Source organism: Caballeronia sp. dw_19, from assembly GCF_018449515.1.
Classification (GTDB): domain Bacteria; phylum Pseudomonadota; class Gammaproteobacteria; order Burkholderiales; family Burkholderiaceae; genus Caballeronia.
In genome coordinates this window covers 191,446-214,702 of the sequence record NZ_JAAVUQ010000001.1, presented here as the reverse complement: position 1 = coordinate 214,702, position 23,257 = coordinate 191,446, and the positions used below count along the sequence as shown (strand labels likewise).

Sequence of the window (23,257 nt, the reverse complement as noted above, 5' to 3'; positions counted from 1 at the left end):
GCAGGCGGATCGGGAGTTCGCGCTTATGCGTCGCTCGATCGGTTGCGTAATTCGATGTTTTCAACACCCGACAGCCTGACTGGAAAGGGTTCGCCGTGGCTGCGCTCGGGCAACTCCGTCGACGACTCGTTCTCGCTGCGGCCTGTTCGCAGGCGCTTGAGCGACGCCATCAATGCGAGCTGCGCGTCCGGAATGGCATAGTCCCAGCCGAATTTGCTCAGTTGCAGGCTTTGCGCAATGCGCAGCGCCGGCTCCATGAACTGCACGGCTGCGGCGGGCTCGTAGCGGGTATCGACGGTATCGAGGAAAAGCGTGAGCCAGCGGGCAAAATGCTGGGGTTCAATATCGCCAAGAGGCCGGTGCGCCTCTTGAACGTTGCCCCTATATCCCTTCGTGCCCAGCACGAGGCTCGACCAGAATGTCGTCATCTTCGCCAGATGCGCGTCCCAGCGCCCAGCGAGTTCGCGGGCGAAGATCGGGCCAAGCAGCAGGTCATCGTCCACACGCCGGTAGAACGCGTCGACCAGTTCGCGGATATTGGTTTCGTCGGGTTCCGCGATGCGCACGAATGGCGCCGGTGGTATGTCTGCCTTGCTGGAGGGCTCAATCAGGGGCTTGCTCATAAGATTCGATGACAGGATTCAGTGGGGATTTAGTCTGGCTGACGAGGTTGACAATGGCTCTCGAATCCGCGCATGTAATTCCGACCCACCGGATATTAATAAGATGCCACGCGCCATGGAAATTTGACTCGGGCGGGATAAAGTACGAATCTATCGCCGAATGCGCTTACGAATGGGCTTATAAGTGGGCTTACGAGCGGCAAGTGACCCTATAAAGCAGGCTCATGAACCCAACACGGTTATATGAGCCATCCGTAAATGGGGCCAGAGAGTTCTGGCCGATAAGCCAAGCCCATCAGTGATGGCCGATCAGTTCGACCGGTACGCGCGGCAAATGAGCAAAATGACGTTTGATTGACATCCGGCTGACTGCGTCCATGATAATCGACGTTTAATCGTGATGCAGTGGGTGGCGCAAGCGGCGGCTGGCCGCAGCGGCCGTGGCCATATTGCCGGCGTTGCGCGGCGAGGATGAGCGGATTGGGCTGCGCGCGCACGGCCTGGTGCAGATCGAGCGCATCCCTGACTATCCGTGCCGCCTGCCGCCACACCCTGTATCCGAGCGATTGAAGCTTTTACTCCGCTGCGGACCGACGTGACCCAAGCGATCGGCTCATGCGACTGATTACGCGAACTACGCGAACACCCATGCGACTGACCGATTACACCGACTATTCGTTGCGCGTCATGCTCTATCTGGCCGTCCGGTCCGAGGGGCTGTCGACCATCCAGGAGATCTCCGACGCCTACGGGATCTCCAAGAACCATCTCATGAAGGTGGTGCAGCGGCTCGGGGAACTGGGCTGGGTGGAAACCGTGCGCGGCCGTAACGGCGGCCTGAGGCTCGATCCTCGCACACCGTTGCTGAGCATCGGCGAGGTCGTGCGCAAGACGGAGAACGATTTTTCGATAGTCGGCTGTTTCGCCGATGAAAGCGAAGCTCACCGGCACTGCGTGATCCAGTCCCATTGCCGCCTGCGCGGGGTGTTCGCCGCCGCGCGCGATGCGTTCCTCGCGGAACTCGATCAGCATACGGTCGGCGATCTGGCGTCGCCCGCTGATGAGCTGGCGAGCGTGCTCGGCATCGTGCGTTTAATGCCGGCAGCGGCGGGCATCGGTCGTATCGCCGGAGATAGCTGACTGAGCTGCCTTATGTAATTGAAGCGACTGGTAATTGAAGTGACTGATGTGCCTGACTGACCTTCCTGACGCACGCGTATTCCAGGCGCAGCCCGTGCTGGTTCTTCGATCTGGATCAGTCCACCGCCATCGCGATCCGATCACAATGGTCCCAGACGCCCACGCTCGACGGACGCCAACGACGTTGTTCCCCCGACTCGACGTTTTTGCGCATTACGAGCGCTACCAACCGCTCGGCACCATCAATCGCGTCAATCGGCATTTTGCAGAAAAGTGCGATTTTTGGGCAGTGGAGCGCTTGAAAGTGCCGGATCACGCCTCATTTTGAACACATCCCGATTTGGAGGTCTCAATATGAGAATCGACAAGCTAACCACGAAGTTCCAGGAAGCACTGGCCGACGCGCAGAGTCTCGCCGTCGGCAATGACAATCAATATATCGAACCGGTTCACTTGCTTGCCGCGCTGATTGCGCAGCAGGACGGTTCGGCGCGCTCGCTGTTGTCGCAGGCGGGCGTGCAGGTCCAGGCGCTGCAAACCGCGCTCAAGGACGCCATGACGCGCCTGCCGCAAGTCCAGGGCACGGACGGCAACGTCCAGGTCAGCCGCGATCTCGCCGGCTTGCTGAACAGCGCCGACAAAGAGGCGCAAAAGCTCAACGACACGTTCATCGCAAGCGAGATGTACCTGCTCGCCATCGCCGATGACAAGGGCGAAGCCGGCCGTATCGCCAAGCAGCACGGCCTCACGCGCAAGGCGCTCGAAGCGGCGATCAATTCGGTTCGCGGCGGGGGCCAGGTGAACAGCCAGGACGCCGAAAGCCAGCGCGGCGCGCTGAAGAAATACACGGTTGATCTGACCGAACGCGCTCGCGCGGGCAAGCTCGATCCGGTGATCGGCCGGGACGATGAAATTCGCCGTTCAATCCAGATCCTGCAACGCCGGACGAAAAATAACCCGGTGCTGATTGGTGAGCCGGGCGTGGGCAAGACGGCCATTGTGGAAGGTCTTGCGCAGCGGATCGTGAACGGCGAAGTGCCGGAATCGCTCAAGAGCAAGCGCGTGTTGTCGCTCGACATGGCCGCGCTGCTGGCCGGCGCCAAGTATCGCGGGGAATTCGAAGAGCGGCTCAAATCCGTCCTCAGCGATATTGCCAAGGACGAAGGCCAGACCATCGTTTTCATCGACGAAATTCATACCATGGTCGGCGCCGGTAAAGCCGAAGGCGCCATGGATGCGGGCAACATGCTGAAGCCGGCGCTCTCGCGCGGCGAGCTGCATTGCATCGGCGCGACGACGCTTGACGAGTATCGCAAGTACATCGAAAAGGACGCAGCGCTCGAGCGCCGGTTCCAGAAGGTGCTGGTCGATGAACCGTCGGTGGAAGCGACCATCGCGATCCTGCGCGGCTTGAAGGAACGGTATGAACTGCATCACGGCGTGGAAATCACCGATCCGGCTATTGTCGCGGCGGCGGAATTGTCACATCGCTATATCACGGACCGTTTTCTCCCCGATAAAGCCATCGACCTGATCGACGAAGCTGCGTCCAGGGTCAAGATGGAAATCGATTCGAAGCCCGAAGAGATGGATCGGCTCGATCGTCGTTTGATCCAGTTGAAGATCGAGCGCGAAGCCGTCAAGAAGGAAAAGGACGAGGCATCGCAGAAGCGCTTGCAGTTGATCGAGGAAGAAATCGAGCGTCTGGGTCGCGAGTATTCCGACCTCGAGGAAATCTGGATGGCGGAGAAAGCCGCCGTGCAGGGCAGCGCGACGCTGAAGGAAGAGATCGAGAAAGTGCGGGCGGACATCGTGCGTTTGCAGCGTGAAGGCAAGCTCGAGAAGGTTGCCGAATTGCAGTACGGCAAGTTGCCTGGACTCGAAACGCAACTGAAGCAGGTCACGCAGTCCGAGACCGCGGAGCAAAGCAACCCGACGCGGCCGCGCTTGTTGCGCACGCAAGTGGGCGCCGAGGAAATCGCGGAAGTAGTGTCGCGTTCCACCGGCATTCCCGTGTCGCGGATGATGCAGGGCGAGCGCGAGAAACTGCTGCAGATCGAAGGCAAGCTGCATGACCGCGTGGTGGGTCAGGATGAAGCGATCGGCGCGGTGGCCGATGCTATCCGGCGGTCACGCGCGGGGTTGTCGGATCCGAATCGTCCGTATGGTTCGTTCCTGTTCCTTGGGCCGACGGGCGTGGGCAAGACCGAGTTGTGCAAGGCGCTCGCCTCGTTCCTGTTCGATTCTGAAGATCACATGATCCGTATCGACATGAGCGAGTTCATGGAGAAGCACAGCGTCGCGCGCTTGATTGGCGCGCCGCCGGGTTATGTCGGTTATGAGGAAGGCGGTTACCTGACCGAGCTGGTGCGGCGCAAGCCCTACAGCGTGATCCTGCTCGATGAAATCGAGAAGGCGCATCCGGACGTGTTCAACGTGCTGCTGCAAGTGCTCGACGACGGCCGCATGACCGACGGGCAAGGGCGCACCGTGGACTTCAAGAACACGGTGATCGTCATGACGTCGAATCTCGGTTCGCACGTGATCCAGGCGATGGTCGGCGAGCCGCACGAAGCGGTGAAGGAAGCGGTCTGGGAGGAGGTCAAGCTGCACTTCCGGCCGGAATTCCTGAACCGGATTGACGACGTCGTGGTGTTCCATTCGCTCGACCGCGAGAACATCCAGATGATCGCGAAGATCCAGTTGCAGCGGCTGCATGAGCGGCTCGCGAAGCTGGAGATGCAACTCGACGTGTCCGATGCCGCGCTGGAACACATCGGCAAGGTGGGTTACGACCCGGTGTTTGGCGCACGGCCGTTGAAGCGCGCGATCCAGCAGCAGATCGAGAACCCGGTCGCGAAGCTGATCCTCGCCGGCAAGTTCGGACCGAAGGACGTGATCCCCGTCGATATGCGGGATGGCGAGCTGGTGTTCGATCGCGTCGTGCATTAAGACGTGCGCTGAAGGCGCCCGGCGAAGTCGGCCGGGCGTCATTCGTTCCAACAAAAAGGGGCAACGGAGTGATCCGTTGCCCCTTTTTTACTAGTGCCCAAAAATCAGGCGAACAACGCTTACGCCTTCGGTTCTTCGCTCTTGCCGCCGAGCAAGCCTGCCAGACCGCCAATCCCGCCGAGCGATCCCAGCAAGCTGCTCACGTCGAGCTGGCCGTTCGCCGGCACCTGGCCGTCCGGCGTTGCGTGGTTCACGAGATGCGGCAACACCGAAGCCAAAATGCCGGACACCTGGTCGCCGGACAGGCCAGCTTTCTGCGCCATTTGGCTGACCGCGTCCGAACCGAGCACGTTGGTCACGGTGTCCGAGCTGATGGGTTTGTTTTCGCCGTTGCCGACCCACGACGAGACGATGTCGCCCGCGCCATTTTCGTGGAAACGCTGAATCAAGCCGGTCAGGCCACCGGGCTGGTTATTGACGAACTCCATCGCAATGGCGACTAGGCCGGACTGCGCGCCGCCACCTTGAGACGAATTGCCGAAAGAAGAGGCGAGGGTATCGAGTAGGCTCATGGCTGTCTCACTTGAAAACGATGCTGGTTAAATACCGTCCGGCGTCATGCTGGTTTGCCTGTGCCGGCCGGAAAACATGCCGTCCCGTGAAGGATGGCCGAAGTGTTTCTGCTGCAAGGCGACCTGGGCGGCTTGAATTCGAACTGCGCGCGATGACCATTCCACGCCCGGAATTCGGCGCCGAAGTGCGTCGCCGTCCTCAGGTTGCTGCCGCGTCGCTCGCGGCTTTCTTTTTCTTGGACTTCTTCGACGCCTTGGCGCCACTCGCGCCCGAGGCTGCATCGGCTGTTGCTGTTGTCGCCGTACTCGAACTAGCCGCCGCACTGGCCTTGGCTTTTTTACCCTTCTTGCCCTTGGTGGCAGAAGCCGCGTCTGCCGTTGTAGCCGTCGTTGCCGGCGTCACTGCGGGCGTCGTGGCCGTGGTCGCGGCGGGTGACGTGGCGGCCGTTGCAGCCGTGGACGACTTCACCGTCGATTTGGCGGGCGCGGCAGTGCCTGCGTTGGTGGCGGCCGGCGTCTTGCTGGCCTTTGTCCCGGTCGGCGGTGCGGATGAACCGCCAACCGTCAGTCCGGCCTGCTCCAGATTCGTCACGGACTTCGTGCCGAGTCCTTTCACGCGGTTGGCGAGATCGTCGGCATCTTTGAACGGGCCGTTCTTCGTCCGTTCGTCGATGATCGCCTTCGACTTCACCGGCCCAAGCCCCTTTACCGCTTCAAGCGAGGTTTGATCCGCCGTATTCACGTCGACGGCCGCGAACGCGGCGCCTATCGACAACGCAAGGGCCAGACACAGCATCAACAGCTTCTTAAGCATGACAAGTGCTCCAGGTTGAAAAACAAGAGGAGGAATCGATGTCGGCCTTACTGGAAGCCTGGCCAGAAAGCCCAACTAGCATAGGACAAAATGCGGGTCAGCATAATGGCAGCGAGGTCCATCCGGTGCGGGCGGGATTATTTTTTACAACATTGCCGGCTATTATTTTGCCGGTTGTACCCAATCCACTCTCCGGTTTCGATTCTATCTAGCGATTATCACCAGACTCATGGCGGATGGGGGCAGGTCGGTTCAGATTTAACGTTTCGCGGATATATGCTTGTCGAAATCGACGCTATCCCGGATTTGATTCTTCGGGTCTGATTCATCGGGTTTGATCCTCATTAACCTTTTGTCTTGATTTTCGCAAACGCGCCGCGTACTTCGAATTTCACGGAATCGACCACCACGCCCTGGCGGTCGACCAGTTCCAGTGTGTGATGCCCCGGCCACGGCAGCCATGCCATGCGTGACATGCTAGTTGAAGGGCCGGCCAATTTGCCGTCCAGCCGCCACACGCTGCCCGCCGGCGCACTTTGCGCGCTCTCGAACCAGATCCGCTGGCGCGCGGCGGGAATATCGGGATCGAGCGCGAAAATAGTGCCGTCGGTGGGAGAGGTGATCCGGGCCGTGCCGTTGCGTACGGCCGAGCCTTCGGCATTCGCCGACAATGCGATCCGCGACATTTGCGTGCCGCTCAGGAACCAGTCCTCGCGCGCCGGCTCAATATCGTTTTGATAAACAATCTGCGTGCGCACCACGCCCGGCGGCGCGACCGGCGGCCGGCTTGGTGTGCGCCGATGCAGGTAATTCACCAGCGCGGCCCACACGGGCGCGGCGCCCGTGACGCCGGAGACGTCCCACATCGGTGCGCCGTCCGCGTTGCCCACCCACACGCCGACCGTATAGCGCGACGTGTAGCCGACCGCCCAGTTATCGCGCATGTCCTTGCTCGTGCCGGTCTTAACGGCGCTGAAAAAGCGCGTGGCGAGGACGCTGTCGAAGCCGAAGGTGCGCGTGCGCGCGTTGTTATCGGCGAGTATGTTTGTCACGATAAAACTGGCTTGCGGGCTGAAAACGCGTGTGCCGGATGTAGCGAGGGCATGTGCCGGCAAGTCGGACATTGGCCCCGTGACACCGCCGTTCGCAAGCGTCCGGTACGCGTTCGTGAGTGTCGCGAGCGTCACGTCAGCGCTGCCGAGCGCAAGACTGAAGCCGTAGTAATCGCCGGCTTGCGTGAGCGGCAGGCCGAGCGACACCAGTGTTTTTGCGAACCGGTGGGGCGTAACCATCACCAGCGTGCGCACGGCCGGCACGTTCAGCGACGACCCCAGTGCCGTGCGCATGCTCACCCAGCCCTTGAAATCGTGATCGTAGTTTTGCGGGATATACAGGCCGCCGCCGGTGGCGAGATCGAGCGGGGCGTCATCGAGTAGAGAGGCCGGCGTGAGGCGCTTTTCGTCGATAGCCTGAGCGTACAGGAACGGCTTGAGCGTCGAGCCAGCCTGGCGCAAGGCGACGACGGCATCGACTTCCGGCGCGTTCGACAACCCTCCCGCCGAGCCGACCCACGCGCGAATCTCGCCGCTGCGGTTATCGATGACGATCGCGGCGCCGTCGTGCACATTGCGCTGATGCGCGCGCGAGTTGAGTTCGAGCAAGGTTCGCGCGAGCGAGTCACGGGCGAAGCGCTGCAGCGCGGCGTCGAGCGTGGACTGGACACGCGCGCCCGCTGCAGGATGTACTTCGCCGGCCACACGTCGCGCGAAGTGCGGTGCGAGCGCGTCGTAATCCGAGGATCGTGGCGAGGCGGACGCGGTGCGCGTAAGCGTCAATTGCACATAGCTGTCGAGGTTCGCGCAAGGGTCCGTGGCCGATGGCCGCGCCCGGTCCATGTCCCTCAAAATGCCGCATGCTCGCGCCGATACCTTCGCGTAATTCGCATTCGGCGCACGCACCAGCGCGGCGGTGAGCGCGGCTTCACGCTCATTCAGCCCGGACGGAAGCTTGCCGAACAAAGTCTGCGACAGCGCCGACAACCCCACGATCTCGCCGCGAAACGGCACGAGATTGAGATAGGCCTCGAGAATCTGATCCTTGCGCCAGGCGTGATCGAGCCATAACGCGCCGACTGTCTGCGTCGCTTTCTCGCTTATCGAACGGCGTCCGGGCCGGCGATCTTCATCGATCAAACCAGTCAGTTGCATGGTCACCGTCGACGCGCCGCGCGTGCGCGTGTTCCACAGGTTTGCCCAGGCCGCGGCCGCAGCACCACGCCAATCCACGCCGCTGTGCTCGTAGAACCGCTTATCCTCCGACACGACAATAGCCTCGCGCAACGCCGGCGATACATCCTGCAGCGAGACCCAGTCACCGCGCCGCTCGGTGGTATCGATACGCGTGCGCTGCAGCGGCTCGCCATCGCGGGCGAGCAGCACCCAGTCGGAACTGCGCCAACTCGCGCGCACTTCGTCGAAGCTCGGCAGCGCATTCGCCGAGCTCGCAAGCACGCAAAAGATAAGCGCGAGGGCGGCGCGTTTCATCGCGTTATTTGGCCGCGGCCAGTGGCGCGACGACCATCGTTGCGTTGGGAATCGCGCCGAATACGGAGGGCGCGTAGAGCGCTTCCACGCGCGTAGGCGGCAACCCGAACGTGCCCGCGTTGTTCAGCCGGACGGTGTATTCCACCTGCAATTTCCCCTTCGGCAGATAGTCGTAATACGCGCGATACCCATCGAAACCACGCTCGACAAACGCCGGCCAAGCGCCTTGCGGGCTCTTTTCGCCTTCGGTCGCCGCTTCCGAGTCGCGGCCGAGGCCCGAGCCGAGGATCGTCGCACCCGCCGGAATAGGATCATTGACGACGACCCATGTCATATCGCTTTGGGCATCGATGTCGAGATGCACACGGACGATGTCACCCCGCGAGAGCGTGCCCTTGACCGCCGGATCGATCGGCGTGATGGTTTTCGTGATCCGATAACCCGCCGCGAACGGCGCTTTCAACGCGACGGCCGCGAGGCTCTCGATGGTCGCCCACGGTTTGCCGCTGCCTTCTTGCGTCAGGTTTAGCGTGCCGGAAGTCCACGGCAACGTCACGTTGCGAGGATTCGCAGGCGAGGCGGGCGCGCTCCACGTTACAGCCTTTTCTGTAGCGCCCAGCGCAATGCGCGTTTGACCGCTCACCGGCGTGCTTTCGAATACCTTGGAAAAGCGCTGCACGGCGAGCTTGCCCCACAGGTTCGACGTCGTGGTTTGCCACGCGCCGTTCGTCTGCAACGCGAGCAAACCGCCGATCAGGCGCGGCATTTCATCTTTCCACGCGGGGTTATCGGCGAAGAGCAATGCCGTGCGCGCCGCGTTCGATTCGGGGCCGGTCATGAGCCAGTAGAGGTCATCGTCGGCGGCGGTGGAGAAGGTGAGGCGCGTGCCCGAATACGTCAGGCGCGCCCGTAAAATCTGCTCGACCTGAGCGCGTTGGTCGTCGCGTTGCGCGATGCCATCGACACGCGAAAGGATCGAGTAGTAATCGAGCAGCGCGGACGTCGGCCATTGATTCGGCGCGATGGTGATCGAACCGAGCATGCGCGGTGCGGCCAGCCCGTAACGCGACAACGCTTCAATCGCCGACAGTTTCACGAAGTCCAGATCCTGCCGCGGCGACCAGAATTTTCGCTCGATCTTGCCTTCCACGAAGTTGGTCAGCGCGCCTGCGAGTTTGTCGCGCAGATCGTCGGGCAGCGCGAAGCGGGGATCCGCTTTCGATGCTTCGTCGCTGACCGCGAGCAGGTAGGCCGACAACGCCGGACTGCCGTAAGGCCGCGAATCGTCCGAGGGCGGAAAGTAGTTGGCGAGCCCATCGCTATCCAGATATGAAGGCATCCGCGCGATCACCGTCTGCCATTGCGTGAGGTCATCGAGACCCAGCGCACGCGACGTTTGCTGCTCGAGACAGCTATACGGATAACGTTCGAACCAGCGTCGCACACCCGGCAGGCCATCGGCGAGTTTCGGCTGCAACGTCACGGCAATGCCGCCGCGAATTTGTCCATCAGCCGATGCCACCGCGGTCTCCGGCGGCGCCACAGGCAACGCGAATGTACCGTCGACCTGGGTGATCGTTGCTTGCTGCACGGTCACGGGAATCGCGGCCACTACGCGTTGGGTGAGTTTGACGGCATCGGCGGCTTTCGGACCGCCTTGTTCCACCGCGCTGACCTCCCAGTTCAACGCGCCCGTAGCCGCCATGCCGATGGCATCCGGCGTCTTCACGTCCCACGAGATCTCCTGCGACGAATCCGGCGCCAACGTCACGTTTTGCGCGGGGAGATCGACCGTGGGAACACGCGGCGTGACGACAACCTGCATCGTCCGTGCGGTCGTATTGCGCAGCGTGAACAACGCGCGGAACTGGTCGCCTACACGCACGAGCGGCGGCAGGCCCGAGATCAACTGCAGATCCTGCGTGCTGCGTATCGATGCACTGCCGGTGCCGAATTGACCCGCTCCCACCGCCCCGATTGCGACAATGCGGAAGCTCGTCAACGCGTCGTTGAGCGGGACATCCACCGTTGCTTCGCCGTTCGCATCGAGTGTCACGCGCGGGTTCCAGAGCAAGAGCGTATCGAACAGTTCGCGTGTCGCGCTATGTCCGCCGCCACCGCCGGCGGGCACGGCTTTACGCCCGAAGTGACGGCGTCCGATGATCTCCATCTGCGCCGTCGACGTCTCCACGCCATACGCGCGCCGTTGCAGCATGGCGTCGAGCACGTTCCAGCTTTGATTCGGCATCAGTTCGAGCAGGGCTTCATCGACGGCGGCGAGCGCGATTTGCGTGCCGGCCGGCGCGGGCTTGCCACCCGGCAGCGTCACGCGGACTTTCACATGCGCCTTCGAACGCACGGCATACGACTTGGCATCCGGCGTGACCGTCACGCCGAGCTTGTGCGACGCCGTTCCGACCTTGATCTCGCCGAGCCCGTAACGGAACGCAGGCTTCGACAAATCGACCAGCGGCGTAGGCGCTTCATATTGCCGCCCTTCGTACCAGAACGCGTGTACCCAATCGAGCGGCGATTTCCAGCCCCACGTGAAGAACGAATACCACGGCACTTCGTGAATCCGCCCGCGGATCGCGAGTACGGAGACATACACGTTCGGCCCCCACGACTCCTGTACTTTCAACTCGACGGTCGGGTTCTTGCCATCGAGTTCCACGACCTTCGTTTCCACGATACCCTCGCGCTCCACCGCCACCAGCGCTGTCGCGAAGCGGAACGGCATGCGCACCTGGAAGCGGGCTGTTTCACCGGGCTCGTAGCTTGTTTTTTCTGGCAGCACGTCGATCCGGTCGGTGTTTTCGCCGCCGAACCAGAGTTGATCTTCACGCGTGACCCAGACCGACGTGGTCGCGTTCGCCACACGTCCGTCACCATCCTTGGCAATGGCAATCAGGTCGACATTGCCTGCTTCCTTCAGTTTTGCTTCGCAGGAAAGCAGGCCGTGGTCATCGCTTTTGCCGCTGCATAGCGTGCCGAGGTCCTTGGTTTCCGTGTGGTTATCGTATGCGTAGAAACCGCCGACCATGCGCTTGCGCGAGCTTGTCATGGTCCGTGCAACGCCGCGGATTTCCAGCGCAACGCCCGCTCGCGGTTTGCCTTGCAAGTCGACCGCGAGCGCCTGCACCGGCACTGCGTTGCCGACCGATACCCAGTCACCCGCCTTGATACCGGCGGCAACAGCGGCAGGCCAGAGCGTGGCGCTGCCGCGCAGCGTCTGGATCTCGCCGTTCGGGTCCGCGAAGGTCGCTTCCAGCGCAAGCTGCTTCGGCGCTTCCACCACGGGCAGCGACTTCAGCGTGAGGGTCCCCGCACCGTTGCGGTCGAGCGTCAGCGCGGTTTTATCGGCGATGAGTTTGGCCGTGGACGTATCTTCCTGTGCGTTGCTGTTGTCGTCCTCACCTTCGGTTGCGGGCGCGCTGGCGCCGTCATCGGTGGGCTTCTTGTACGGCGCGAAGCTAAACGATTCGAACTGCGAAGCAAAATCCGGCGACGTGTCCTTCATCAACGCCGACACTTGCACCGGCAGATTCGATGCCGGTCCGCCCGACACATATTCAATCTGTACCGCCAGCGGCGCCGTGGTCGCGGCCACCAGCGCGCCGGTCTTCTGATCGCGAATGCCGATCGATCCCTTGAACACCGGCAGGCGGAATTCCTCCACGCGGAAATTGCCGGTTTCGATGCTCATGTGCCCTGAACCGGCGTCATCGCTCTCGTTGTCCGAGTTGGTTGCGCCGTCGTCCAGCGTCACGCTGTACTCGCCGAGCTTCGCGGCGGCGGGAATCGGGAAGGTCGAATCGGCGCTCCGATCGGCCGCCCATTTGAGCGGCAGGTGATAGGTCTGGCCGCTGCCCTCATGACGGATAGTCACCCGAGATGGCAAATGCGAGGGGAACGCAAAACCGCTCAGCGTTTCTTCGCGCATCAAATGTTTCATCGATACCGTTTCGCCGGCGCGCAACAATGTCCGGTCGAACACGGTCGTGGCGCGCGTGGTTTGATCGCGGCTCATATCGGTCGGGACGTTGAAACGCCACGACTCAATCCCGCGATTCCAGTCCGAGCGCACGAACGCCATGTCCGGGCCAGTCTTCGGATCATCGACACGCGCCGAGACGAAAAAGCCCGAATAGTCGAGGCTGTTTTCATCGCAAGAGCGCGCCGATGCCAAGGGCTTGCCGATCGTCGCAATGCCATGAAGATCGGTCTTGGCGACGGCGATCTGATCGCCATTGCAATCCGTGACGCGCACTTGCGCGTTCGGCACGGGTTTGCCGCTATCGAGCGCGGTCACCCAGACGATGCTGTTTTCGCGGCCTTGTTTAAAGTGAACGCCAAGGTTGGTCACAAGCACCGAGGTACGCACATACATGGCTTGCGGTTTGCCGAGCAACGACGCACCCAGCGCAGGCGATGCCAGTTCGACGACATAGAAACCGGGTTTCGGGAGCGGAATGCCGACCACTTCAAAAGGCCGCAGCGACTTGGGATCGGCCTGCGGCACGCTCAGGGTTTCAACGCCCGGTTGTTTCGCCAGCAACGACAGCGAGCGGATATCGATTTGCGGATCTTTCGCCGTGCTGTTCTGCGCGTAGACGGGCTTGATGCCGTTGCTCAGCGCTTGCGGCATCTCCTGTTTGATCTGCGAGACGGACATCGAAAAGCCGTCGAAACGATCGACGGTTTTCATCCATCGACGGATCTCGGTGTCGGCATCCACACGCAGTTTCGTCACGCTCGATGAACCCGCGTTGAGCCCGTTCACTTTCAGGTCGGCCTCCACGTGGCGTAGCGTAACGGGCAACATGGCGGGCATGTTCGGCTCGGCGAAACGCTCGATGATCCCGAACGTCGACGATGAAAACTTGGCAAGCGGCGGCATGGGCGCCGTTGATGTCTTCAGCGGAAAGATGTCTGCATTCGACAGCGTGCGTCCGCTGGAATCCTTGAGTCCTGCCGGGAGTTCTATCGATAAATCCGCGTGTTCGGGCAACGGCGCCGCGAACTGGACGCTGGTGATGTCGTTGTCCTTTTCATCGGGATCGAACTGGGGCGAGGTCTTGCCCCCCGGGCCGTGCAACGTGATTTGTTGGGCATCCACACGCGGCACGGGCGAGCTGAAGCGGATGCGCAGCGGGCGCAAGGGCGTGCAGGGTGCTTTCGCGTTTTCACGTTCGCACGAGAAATTCGCGGTGAAGGGTTCGCGGACATCGAAGTCGAAGCGTTTCTCCACGTCGTTCGCGAGGCCGCTCGGGCCGGCTACACCCGCGCCGTACACGAGCTGCATTTTCGTCGCGGAGGGCAGAGTTTGCTGGCAGGCGAGCGTGAGCACGCGTGCGCTGTCTTTTTCGAGGCGGAAATGTTTGAGGAGGTTGGCTCGTACGTTGGCGTCGACGGTTTTGACGGGAATCCGGTTACCCAACCCATTCGATTCGCACCAGATGTCCTGCAACGCCGACGCTTCCGTATCGGGGCCGTTCAGGCGCAACACGAAGATCTGGTTTTCTTCTATCTCGCCGCCGCCGGGCATGACTTGCGTGACAAATGGGCCGCCGGTTTCGAAGCGGAACTGGCGTGGACCGGTGAGTGCGTTGCCCGAGGTGGATTTGAGCCCGTCTTCCAGCGCGACTGAGCAGCGCATGCCGGGCGTGAGGTCTTGTCCGAAGTCGAAGGCCCAGGTTTTATCGTCGATCCAATGAGCGGAACCCGCCGATGCTCCCCCGCTGCAATGGACCTGAGCCGGGGCTTTGGCTGCGGGGTCTCCGAACGCGATCATGGCTTCGTCGAACTTGACGACCACCTGGCGCACCTGCGTCACCTTGCCCTGTGGCGATACGCTCACCGTGCGGGCAGCGTCCGCGCGATGCGTGGCGCCCAGGAAGCCCACTGCGAGCAAGGAGAGGGCGGTAAGCGCGGCTAGCGGCCAGCGTTGTTTTTTTATGACGCGGATCATCGCACTCGTTCCAGGGTGACCAAAACGCTGGCGATTTTACCGGAGTGTTACGTCATCCTTGCCAATTGTTTTCATTTTATGACAAGACGATGTGAACTGATCGCATCGAGTGCGCGGTTGCGACGGTTGAACCTAAATCGGCTCGGCCCCTGCGCGGACGCGATCGTTTGGAATGTGCCGCGTGCTGATCCGACGCCAGTAGAGAAACAGTCCTACGCCCGCCACGCCCAGACTTAGCGAGTTCGCTACCCAGAACCCGCGTGCGCCTTGCAGCCATGCCGGCGTAAAACCGCCCACGTCGAACCCGAGCATGTACCCGCCGCCCAGCCCGATGCCCCACAGCGCAACCGCGTAGATCACCGTGGGTACGACCGCCACCTTGTAGGCGCGCAGCACGAAAGCCGTGGTGATCTGGAGGGCATCGAAAAAATGATAGAACGCCACAATGGCCAGCAGCGGCATTGCCGCCGCGATCACCTGGCTGTCAGGCGTGTAGGCCTCGAGCAAGTACGGTCGCAGTGCAAACAGCGCCGCGCCGTACACGCACGCAATACCGCACGACAGCGCAATGCCGTGGCGGGCGAGCGAACGGGCGGCATCGAAACGTTGAGCGCCGAGTGCTTGCGAGACAAGGGTCGCGGACGCCACGCCAATGGACAGCGGCGTCATATAAAGCACCGCGCCAATGTTGCCGGTGATCTGATGTCCAGCCAGCGTGGTCGTGCCAAAGTGCGAGATGAACAACGCCATGAAGGTGTATGACGTCACTTCGATCAGATACGACAACCCCATCGGAATGCCGAGTTTGAGCAACGCCTTTTGACGCTGCCAAACGGGCCAGCAAAAGCGCGAAAACACGCCGAACGGCCGGAAGAACTCGACACGCAGAAGCACCGTTATGCCGACAATGGCTATGACCCAGTTGATGATCGTGCTTGCAATGGCACAGCCCGGACCACCCAGCGCCGGCACGCCGAAACCGCCGAAGATGAACCACAGGTTGAGCGGGACCTTCAGCATCAGCGCGCCGATTTGCAGAAACATGACCAGGCGTGGTTTGCCGACGGCGTTCGTGAGCGAGCTATAGACACGAAACGCGAGACCCGCGGGCAGTCCAAAAGAAAGGATGCGCAAATAGGCGAGGGTGCGATCGTGCAGGGCGGGAGGGGTATCGGCGATTCTCAGAAGAGGCTGCGGGAAATACAGGCAGACAAAGCCGATCACCGATAACACCGCCGCCAGCCATAACGCCTGCCGGACTTCCTCGCCAATCTCGGCTTCGCGCCGCGCACCGAACAATTGTCCTGCGATGGGCTGCAACGCCGTCAGAATGCCGGTCAAGCCAATATAGACGGAAATGTAGATCGACGAACCCAGGCCGAGCGCTGCAAGATCCGTCGCAGAATAGCGTCCGACCATGGCGGTATCGATCACGGCAAACGCGATGATCGCCAACTGCCCGATCAGCACCGGCCACGCCAGGGCCACGATCTTGCGGACATCCGGCCACATGGTCAGTCGCTTCCGCGATGCAGTGACTTCGGTCGCACCCGCTTGACCGGCGCCACCGGCCGCTCGATGCGCACATACAGCCGGAACCGTTCGTCCCGGTCGGCCACGCGCCGGCCTTCCCACACGAGCTTCCACTCGAACGGCGAGATCGACGACGGTTCGCCGTAATCTTGCGTGTCCTGGCGCAGGATGACGTCGCAGTCTTCATCGAAGGCGAAATGCATGCCGCCGAAATACGCGAAGGTCGAAATCTGCGCATCGCCCAGACGCACCGGGGAAATGCAGGTGTAGTCAGGCGGCAGATGATCGGCAATCTGCTCCGCCACGTCGCGATACGTCCGGCTGTAGTTCACCACCGGCAACCACAGCGTCATCAGCAGCACCCACATCAGCGTGGTTCCCGCACTCGACAGCACGACGCTACGCCACAGCACCTTCGGATGACGTGCGAGACGCCAGCGCGCGAGCGAAAACCAGCATATCGTCACGGCGACCGCGCACACGAACGACAGGATCTTGAATTCGGGCTGGAAACCCGGTGCGAGACGCGCGAGATTGCGCGCGAGCGGCGCGGGGAAACTAAACAGGCCCGCGGTCCAGACAAGCCAGACGAACGTGGCGAGCAGGGTGAAACTCAACATCGCGAACCAGTCGATGGCGTTGATCGCCCCGCGCTTGAGCGTGGGCAGCGCGAACGTGGCCAGCACGGACAACGGCGGCAGCAACAGCATGAACAGGCGGTTCGACTGATGACTTTGCAGGATCACCAGCACCAGCAGCGGCCCGATCACCGATAGCGGCACAGCCACGTGTGGCGAGCGGCGCAGTCCGCTCCAGCTCACAAAGGTCCAGATAGCGAGCGGCCACGCGGGCCACGTGAAGAGCGGCAGGTTCTTGAGGGCGTAGGAGAGCGCCTGGATTGGCGAACCGGAAAACGAGTCGAAGCTGTTACGCCACCATTGTCGCAGCCACCATTCGCCGTCGTCCGGATAGAAGTGCAGCACCGGCCACACCCATGCGCCGATCAGGATGACCGCGACGGGCACCCCGAGCACAACCAGATAGAACGGCCGCACCTCGCGCACGATGACAGTCATGGCCAGCGTGCAGATCAGCAGTGCCAGCACCAGCACAGGGCTGCTCGACAAACCCACGAAGCCAATAGCCGCGCCCCAGATGAGCGCGCCCTGGATCGGCTTGTCGCAACTGCGCACGAGGCCGTAGAGCAGCATGGCGGTGCCGGCGAACTGAGCAAGCTGGGGCGTGGTTTCGTGGCCGCGCTCCGCCAGGCCGAAGCACGCGAGCAAGATCAGCAGCGCGCCGTCGGCGAGTGTGCGGCCGTAGTCGCGCGGCTCGGGCTCACCGCCAAAGGCGTATTTGAACGGTTGTGCCTCGTCGCGCCGGCCAAGTAGATACGCCGTGTACCAGACAAACGCGCAGGCGATACAGAACAGCAATCCGGTTACCACCCGCGATGCATTGCTTGCATCGACCCACGGGCTCAGCAGGCGGATAAAACCCGCGCCGAACCAGTACATGAACGGGCCGTCTCCGGTGAGCGCCTTGCCGACCAGATTCGGCAGCAGCCAGTCTTTCACGCTGCCGTTGGCCATTGTCCACATCACGCCGAAGCCCGCTGCGTCCTCGTTTTTCCATGGATCGCGGCCGAACAGTCCAAACGACGCGTAGATGATACAAATGGCGAGCAGCAGCCAGCGCGGCAGGGCGTTGGTGGCGGAGGCGGTCAGACGGACGACATTTCGCATGCGTTTGGGCGATGGAACGAAACTGATGGAGCGCGGATGGAGCAATGCGGCGGCGCTTGGGTCGTGCATGACACGCGAATCTCGTGCCTTGGCGGGTCGTGCGATTTTTACCGAATCCGGCATTGTAGACGGGCGGCGTCGCGCGCGTCATTGCGGTGCTTATTCGCGTGGGGGTTTGAGGGGGCGAGTTCGCCCGATTGGCTCCAGATTGCCCCGATGCCTGGGCAGAGACGGGGGCACAGACGAAAAAAAGGCAGCTTTCGCTGCCTTTTTTCGAATCCAGCCTTGGCTGCCTTCTCGACTAGTTACTTCTTTGCCGAAAATGCTGCGAACTTCTTGTTGAACTTCTCGACGCGGCCGGCCGTGTCCATGATCTTTTGGTTACCGGTGTAGAACGGATGCGATTCCGACGACACTTCGATCTTTGCCAGCGGGTACGTCTTGCCTTCGAACTCGCCGGTTTCGCGCGTGTTGATGGTCGAACGTGTGATGAACTTGAAGTCATTCGACATGTCGACGAACAGCACTTCGCGGTAATTCGGGTGAATGCCTTCTTTCATGGTCTTTCCTTGGTATCTGTTGGTAGCCAGCCCACCCGGTTTGCGGGTTTTGCGCATTTTTTCAAGCCGATCCTGCGAGCGCGAGCCACTTGCCTGAGGTCGAAAAGCGGCAATTATGCCAGAAAATCAGCCGTTTGACATGTTTTCAGGGCACCCGGACTGAGGCATCGGGTTCATTCCTGCCCCGGCGCGGCCAGGGCTGCCAGCGCGCCCACACCCGCCGGGTCCTGCCGGTAATATCGCGCAAGCAGGCGATACAACTCCGGATATTCACGCTCGAACGCCACGGGCTGCACAAACAGCGCCTCGCTACAGACCGCAAAAAACTCCGACGGATGGTCGGCGGCGTAGGGATCGATCAACGATTCACGCTCAAACCGGCCCCAGCGGCGCGGGGGAACGGCATCGACCTGAGCGCAGAAATGGTCGTAGGCGTGATCGAAGACGTCGTTCCAGGCATTGGAATCGAGCGGCGCGTGCCAGCGTCGAAAGAGCGGCGGATGGCCGTCCGCCTCGCCATTGAGCATGTCGATCTTGTGCGCAAACTCGTGGATCACCACGTTGTAGGCGTCCTCGCCATCGGTCATCTGCGCGTCTTCCCACGACAGCACGACCGGCCCGCCTTCCCATGCCTCGCCGCTCGCATCGTGTTCAATCTCGTGCACCACGCCCGCCTCGTCCTCGACCGTCTTGCGAATCACGAACTCGCCCGGATACACAATCACGCCGACCCAGCCGCGGTAAAGTTCCAGGCTCAGATTCAGTACGGGCAGGCAGGCCTGCACCGCGATGGCGACGATCATCGCGTCGGTGAGCGTCAGATCGTGGGCGGTCGAAAACTCCTTTTCCGCGATAAACAACGTTGTACATTCGCGCAACCGGGCGCGTTCTGCGTCGTCAAGATGGCTGAAAAACGGCAGGCGGTCGAGCGTGTTTTGCCAGAGCGTATTATCGATGGCGTGTTTGCGCAGCGCTCTTTCACGACGATTCCCGCTGATCAGCCGGGTCAGGAAATTGGCCATGAGGTTTGTATTGTTCTCTCGATGTTCTCTCGAATTGCTCGCACGCTCAATCGATCTGTTTCTGCCAGAGTGCGAATACGCCGCCGCAAATCGCCACGCCCATCAGGAAATAAAAGCCATCGAGCGAAGCCAGGAAACTCGCCTGTTGCGCGACCGTACGGGCAATGGTTGCTATAGCCAGCGCGTGGGCATCGACGGCTGAATGGCCTGCCGCGGCAAAGCCATTCGCCAGCGCATTCGCGGCGTTCTGAAACTCCGGATTGTACGGATTCACGGCTTCGGCGAGGCGCGACTGATGCAGCGCTTCCCGATGCTGTTCAACGATAATCACCGCCGCCGTCGCAAACGAGAGCGTCAACTGCCGCACGATATTCTTCAGGCGGTAGCCATGCGTAAACTCCTCGATCTCGAAAATCCTGAACGTCAGATTCGCGACGGGCAATACGATGAAAAGCAGCAACAATCCACGCAGCAGCATGGGCAGGACGAGATCGCTTTGAGCCACGTCCGGCGACATTCGCGTCATCAGCCAGCCGACCAGCGCCGCAATCGCAAAACCCGGCACGATGATCCATTTCTTGCGCTTCACGTACTTCGTATACCTGAAATACAGAAACAGCGCGGAACCCGATATCAGCGAGGTAATGCCGACCAGCCGACCCGTGTTTTCGACCGGATAACCGAGTCCCTGTTCGAGGAATCGTGAGATCAGGTAGCTGAACCCCGTCGACTCGAAGTAATAGAACATGTACAGCACAAGGCCGACCTGAAACGAGCGTTGGCGCAGCGCGTGAAGGCGCACGAGCGGTGCGGGGTGATGCCATTGATGCCACGCAAACCAGACGAGGGCGCCGATACCCGCGACCGTCAGCAGCACGAGCGCGGGCGAGGTGCTGAAGTGCACGAAGCGCACTTGTTGCATCACGATCTGCAGCGCGCCCTGCGCGAATGCAAATAATAGATACGGCCAGAAACTCGTCGCGCCACGTTCCTCTCGCACCACATTGCCGGAGTCAGGCAGCGCGAGCATTGCCAGCACGGCAAACGCGAGCCCTGCGGGCGCGGTGCAGGCGAACAACGCGCGCCAGTCGAAATGCGACACCAGCCAGCCGCCAAGCAAGGGCGCGACCGCGCTGCTGCCCACGATCAGGATCAGGAACGCACGTGTCGCGCCGGAGCGTTTTTGCGGCGTAAAGCTCACCTGGATCAGGATGCGGCAGGCGCCCATCATCGGACCGATGAAATAGCCTTGCAAACCGCGCGTGAACATCAGTTGCAGCGAGGTTTCGGTGAGCGCCGACATCATCGCGCCGCACGCGTACAGCAACATGCAGCCGGCCACATATCGGCGGTGCCCGAGGCGGTCCACCCACCACTGCTGCTGCAAAATTCCGAGCACGGCGGCGACTGCGTAAGCACTCGATGACCACACGAGCTCATCCGGTGACGCATTGATTCCGCCCGCAATGTAGCTGGCGAAAAACGAGAAGATGGCGTTGTCGAAGTAATCCAGCCCGGTCACGAGCGCGAGGACCCACGGGAAAAAATCGCCGCGCAACCGCTCGACGGTGAACACCGGCGCCCGCGCGCTCATTACTTCTTGCTCCCGGCTTTCGCGCCCGCCTTCGATCTTCGTTCAAGCAGCGCGTCAGCAGGCTGACCGGCGAGCCGCGCTTCCACGTAATCCAGGTCGAGACGCAGTTCGGCGCGCACCGCTTGTGCTTCTTTTAGCTCGCGGCGCACGGATTCGATACGGCTATCGATCGCATCGAGTTGCTGCTGTAGACCCTGGCGGATGTCCGCCAGCGAATCCGGCGAATAGCGGTTCTGACCGGCTTCCGTTTTTTCGAGCGGCCGCTTGAGCATTTCCACAATGCCGTGCAGCGAAAATCCCAGCGATCGCAGCCGCAAGATTCGCCCGAAGCGCTCGAGATCGTTTTCGTCATATAGGCGATAACGCCCCTCGCTACGGCTGGGCGTAAGCAGACCGCGTTCTTCGTAGTATTTCAGCGTGCGCGGGGTGACGCCGAGGCGTTCGGCGGCGTCCCGTACGGTGAGCAGTTCGCTGGACATGGTGCTGGCCGATGGGTTTATCGGCGGATGATGATGTCGCGAAATTATAGACCAACATGAACGTGAACGTTCACGTCTACAATCGCGTCACTCGTTTCGGCAAACAAAAAAAAGCCGCCCGCGAATGCGGGCGGCTTTCATGTTTCGAACCAGCGCGTTGGATCAACTATGTTGAATTAACTACCGCCGCGGCGCATCAGATCGAAGAATTCAGCGTTGTTCTTGGTTTGACGGATTTTGTCGAGCAGGAACTCCATGGACTCGACTTCGTCCATGTCGTGAATGAACTTGCGCAGCACCCAGACTTTTTGCAGCAGGTCCGGCTTGATCAGCAGTTCTTCGCGACGCGTGCCCGATTTGTTCAGGTTGATCGACGGATACACGCGCTTTTCTGCGAGACGGCGTTCCAGATGCACTTCCATGTTGCCGGTGCCCTTGAACTCTTCGTAGATCACGTCGTCCATCCGGCTGCCGGTTTCAATCAGCGCCGTGCCGATGATGGTCAGCGATCCGCCTTCCTCGATATTGCGTGCCGCCCCGAAGAATCGCTTCGGACGTTGCAGCGCGTTGGCGTCCACACCGCCGGTGAGCACCTTGCCCGACGCCGGCACAACCGTGTTGTAGGCGCGTGCAAGACGGGTGATGGAGTCGAGCAGAATCACGACGTCGTGCTTCATTTCGACCAGGCGCTTGGCCTTTTCGATCACCATTTCCGCGACTTGCACGTGGCGCGCGGCGGGTTCGTCGAAGGTGGAAGCGATCACTTCGCCGACCACCGAGCGCTGCATTTCCGTCACTTCTTCAGGCCGTTCGTCGATCAGCAGCACGAACAGCACGATGTCCGGGTGGTTCGATTTGATCGCATGCGCAATGTGCTGCAGCATCACGGTCTTGCCCGATTTCGGCGATGCCACCAGCAACCCGCGCTGACCCTTGCCGATAGGCGAGATCATGTCGATGATCCGGCCTGTCACGTTCTCTTCACCGCGCATTTCGCGCTCGAGCGGCATCGGTTTGTTCGGATGCAGCGGCGTCAGGTTTTCGAACATGATCTTGTGCTTCGAGGCTTCCGGCGCCTGGCCGTTGACCTTGTCCACCTTGACCAGTGCAAAGTAGCGCTCGCCGTCTTTCGGCGTACGCACTTCACCTTCGATGGTGTCGCCTGTGTGCAGATTGAAGCGGCGGATCTGCGACGGGCTGATGTAGATGTCGTCTGTGCTGGCGAGATACGAAGTCTCGGGCGAGCGGAGGAAGCCGAAGCCGTCAGGTAATACTTCGAGCGTGCCGTCGCCGAAGATCGTGTCGCCGGTCTTGGCGCGCTTTTTAAGAATCGCGAACATCAATTCCTGCTTGCGCAGTCGATTGGCGTTTTCGATCTCCAGGCCATTGGCCATTTCGATCAATGCGGAGACGTGCTGAGACTTGAGCTCGGATAAATGCATACGGATTTCCCGCCAGGGAGAAGAGGTACAACAGAGAATTTGGGAGGAGAAGTGAGCTGAACGCTCAAGGACCTAAACGTCTTGCCGTCTTAAGAAACGTCTTGCAGTCTTAGGATTCTAGCATAGCACATGCCGGCAGGGCCTCGGGTGGCCATGGTGACAGTGTGATTTGTTCATGTTGTGGCCTCACAACAATCTGCTGGAATCTCACGTGCAGCTAACTGCTTTTGCTGTCTTTACTTGTATTTGCCGATGCTGCCCGGATGA

General features: G+C 61.2%; 15 protein-coding genes. 3 read left to right on the top strand and 12 right to left on the bottom strand.

All coding sequences use genetic code 11. The features are described from left to right. Positions 1 to 23: 23 nt before the first annotated feature. A complete protein-coding gene (locus tag HB376_RS00870) occupies positions 24 to 623 on the bottom strand; it encodes a group III truncated hemoglobin (RefSeq protein ID WP_213761544.1) in 600 nt (199 codons plus the stop codon). Positions 624 to 1,271: 648 nt separating this feature from the next. Here HB376_RS00870 and HB376_RS00865 point away from each other — a divergent pair. Both HB376_RS00865 and clpB read left to right on the top strand, forming a co-directional pair. After that, positions 1,272 to 1,763, top strand: a complete 492-nt coding sequence (locus HB376_RS00865) for an Rrf2 family transcriptional regulator (RefSeq protein ID WP_213761543.1) — start codon at positions 1,272 to 1,274, stop codon at positions 1,761 to 1,763. 354 nt (positions 1,764 to 2,117) lie between these two features. After that, entirely contained in the window at positions 2,118 to 4,715 is a 2,598-nt protein-coding gene (gene clpB / locus HB376_RS00860) for an ATP-dependent chaperone ClpB (RefSeq protein WP_213761542.1), read from the top strand. A gap of 119 nt (positions 4,716 to 4,834) precedes the next feature. Here clpB and HB376_RS00855 read toward each other — a convergent pair whose 3' ends face one another. Both HB376_RS00855 and HB376_RS00850 read right to left on the bottom strand, forming a co-directional pair. After that, complete coding sequence (locus HB376_RS00855; RefSeq protein WP_213761541.1) at positions 4,835 to 5,287, bottom strand: YidB family protein; 453 nt, start codon at positions 5,285 to 5,287, stop codon at positions 4,835 to 4,837. A 199-nt stretch (positions 5,288 to 5,486) separates the two neighbouring features. Further along, positions 5,487 to 6,101, bottom strand: coding sequence for a helix-hairpin-helix domain-containing protein (locus HB376_RS00850; RefSeq protein ID WP_213761540.1), 615 nt, complete (start codon positions 6,099 to 6,101; stop codon positions 5,487 to 5,489). Positions 6,102 to 6,139: 38 nt separating this feature from the next. Here HB376_RS00850 and HB376_RS00845 point away from each other — a divergent pair, with 38 nt between their 5' ends. Beyond that, positions 6,140 to 6,313 (top strand): hypothetical protein, encoded by a 174-nt coding sequence (locus tag HB376_RS00845; protein ID WP_213761539.1) that lies wholly within the window; start codon positions 6,140 to 6,142, stop codon positions 6,311 to 6,313. Between the two features lie 132 nt (positions 6,314 to 6,445). On the opposite strand, the gene pbpC is transcribed toward HB376_RS00845, so the two are convergent. The 9 genes from pbpC to rho all read right to left on the bottom strand — a co-directional run bounded on the left by pbpC (position 6,446) and on the right by rho (position 22,990). Then, complete coding sequence (gene pbpC / locus HB376_RS00840; protein ID WP_213761538.1) at positions 6,446 to 8,644, bottom strand: penicillin-binding protein 1C; 2,199 nt, start codon at positions 8,642 to 8,644, stop codon at positions 6,446 to 6,448. A 4-nt stretch (positions 8,645 to 8,648) separates the two neighbouring features. Further along, positions 8,649 to 14,615 carry an Ig-like domain-containing alpha-2-macroglobulin family protein gene (locus HB376_RS00835; protein WP_213761537.1) on the bottom strand — a complete coding sequence of 1,989 codons (5,967 nt, stop codon included), beginning with the start codon at positions 14,613 to 14,615 and terminating at the stop codon, positions 8,649 to 8,651. Between the two features lie 132 nt (positions 14,616 to 14,747). Next, positions 14,748 to 16,127: an MATE family efflux transporter gene (locus tag HB376_RS00830; protein WP_213761536.1), complete on the bottom strand. Its 1,380-nt coding sequence runs from the start codon at positions 16,125 to 16,127 to the stop codon at positions 14,748 to 14,750. Positions 16,128 to 16,129: 2 nt separating this feature from the next. Further along, positions 16,130 to 17,893 carry a glycosyltransferase family 39 protein gene (locus HB376_RS00825; protein ID WP_213761879.1) on the bottom strand — a complete coding sequence of 588 codons (1,764 nt, stop codon included), beginning with the start codon at positions 17,891 to 17,893 and terminating at the stop codon, positions 16,130 to 16,132. A gap of 305 nt (positions 17,894 to 18,198) precedes the next feature. Further along, complete coding sequence (locus HB376_RS00820) at positions 18,199 to 18,453, bottom strand: type B 50S ribosomal protein L31 (protein ID WP_031356448.1); 255 nt, start codon at positions 18,451 to 18,453, stop codon at positions 18,199 to 18,201. A gap of 173 nt (positions 18,454 to 18,626) precedes the next feature. After that, positions 18,627 to 19,475, bottom strand: coding sequence for a M90 family metallopeptidase (locus tag HB376_RS00815; RefSeq protein ID WP_213761535.1), 849 nt, complete (start codon positions 19,473 to 19,475; stop codon positions 18,627 to 18,629). Between the two features lie 46 nt (positions 19,476 to 19,521). Further along, positions 19,522 to 21,069, bottom strand: coding sequence for an MFS transporter (locus HB376_RS00810; RefSeq protein ID WP_213761534.1), 1,548 nt, complete (start codon positions 21,067 to 21,069; stop codon positions 19,522 to 19,524). Further along, positions 21,069 to 21,548 carry a MerR family transcriptional regulator gene (locus HB376_RS00805; RefSeq protein ID WP_213761533.1) on the bottom strand — a complete coding sequence of 160 codons (480 nt, stop codon included), beginning with the start codon at positions 21,546 to 21,548 and terminating at the stop codon, positions 21,069 to 21,071. The genes HB376_RS00810 and HB376_RS00805 overlap by 1 nt, the downstream gene beginning before the upstream one ends. 176 nt (positions 21,549 to 21,724) lie before the next feature. After that, a complete protein-coding gene (rho, locus tag HB376_RS00800; RefSeq protein WP_031356444.1) occupies positions 21,725 to 22,990 on the bottom strand; it encodes a transcription termination factor Rho in 1,266 nt (421 codons plus the stop codon). Positions 22,991 to 23,257: the final 267 nt, after the last annotated feature.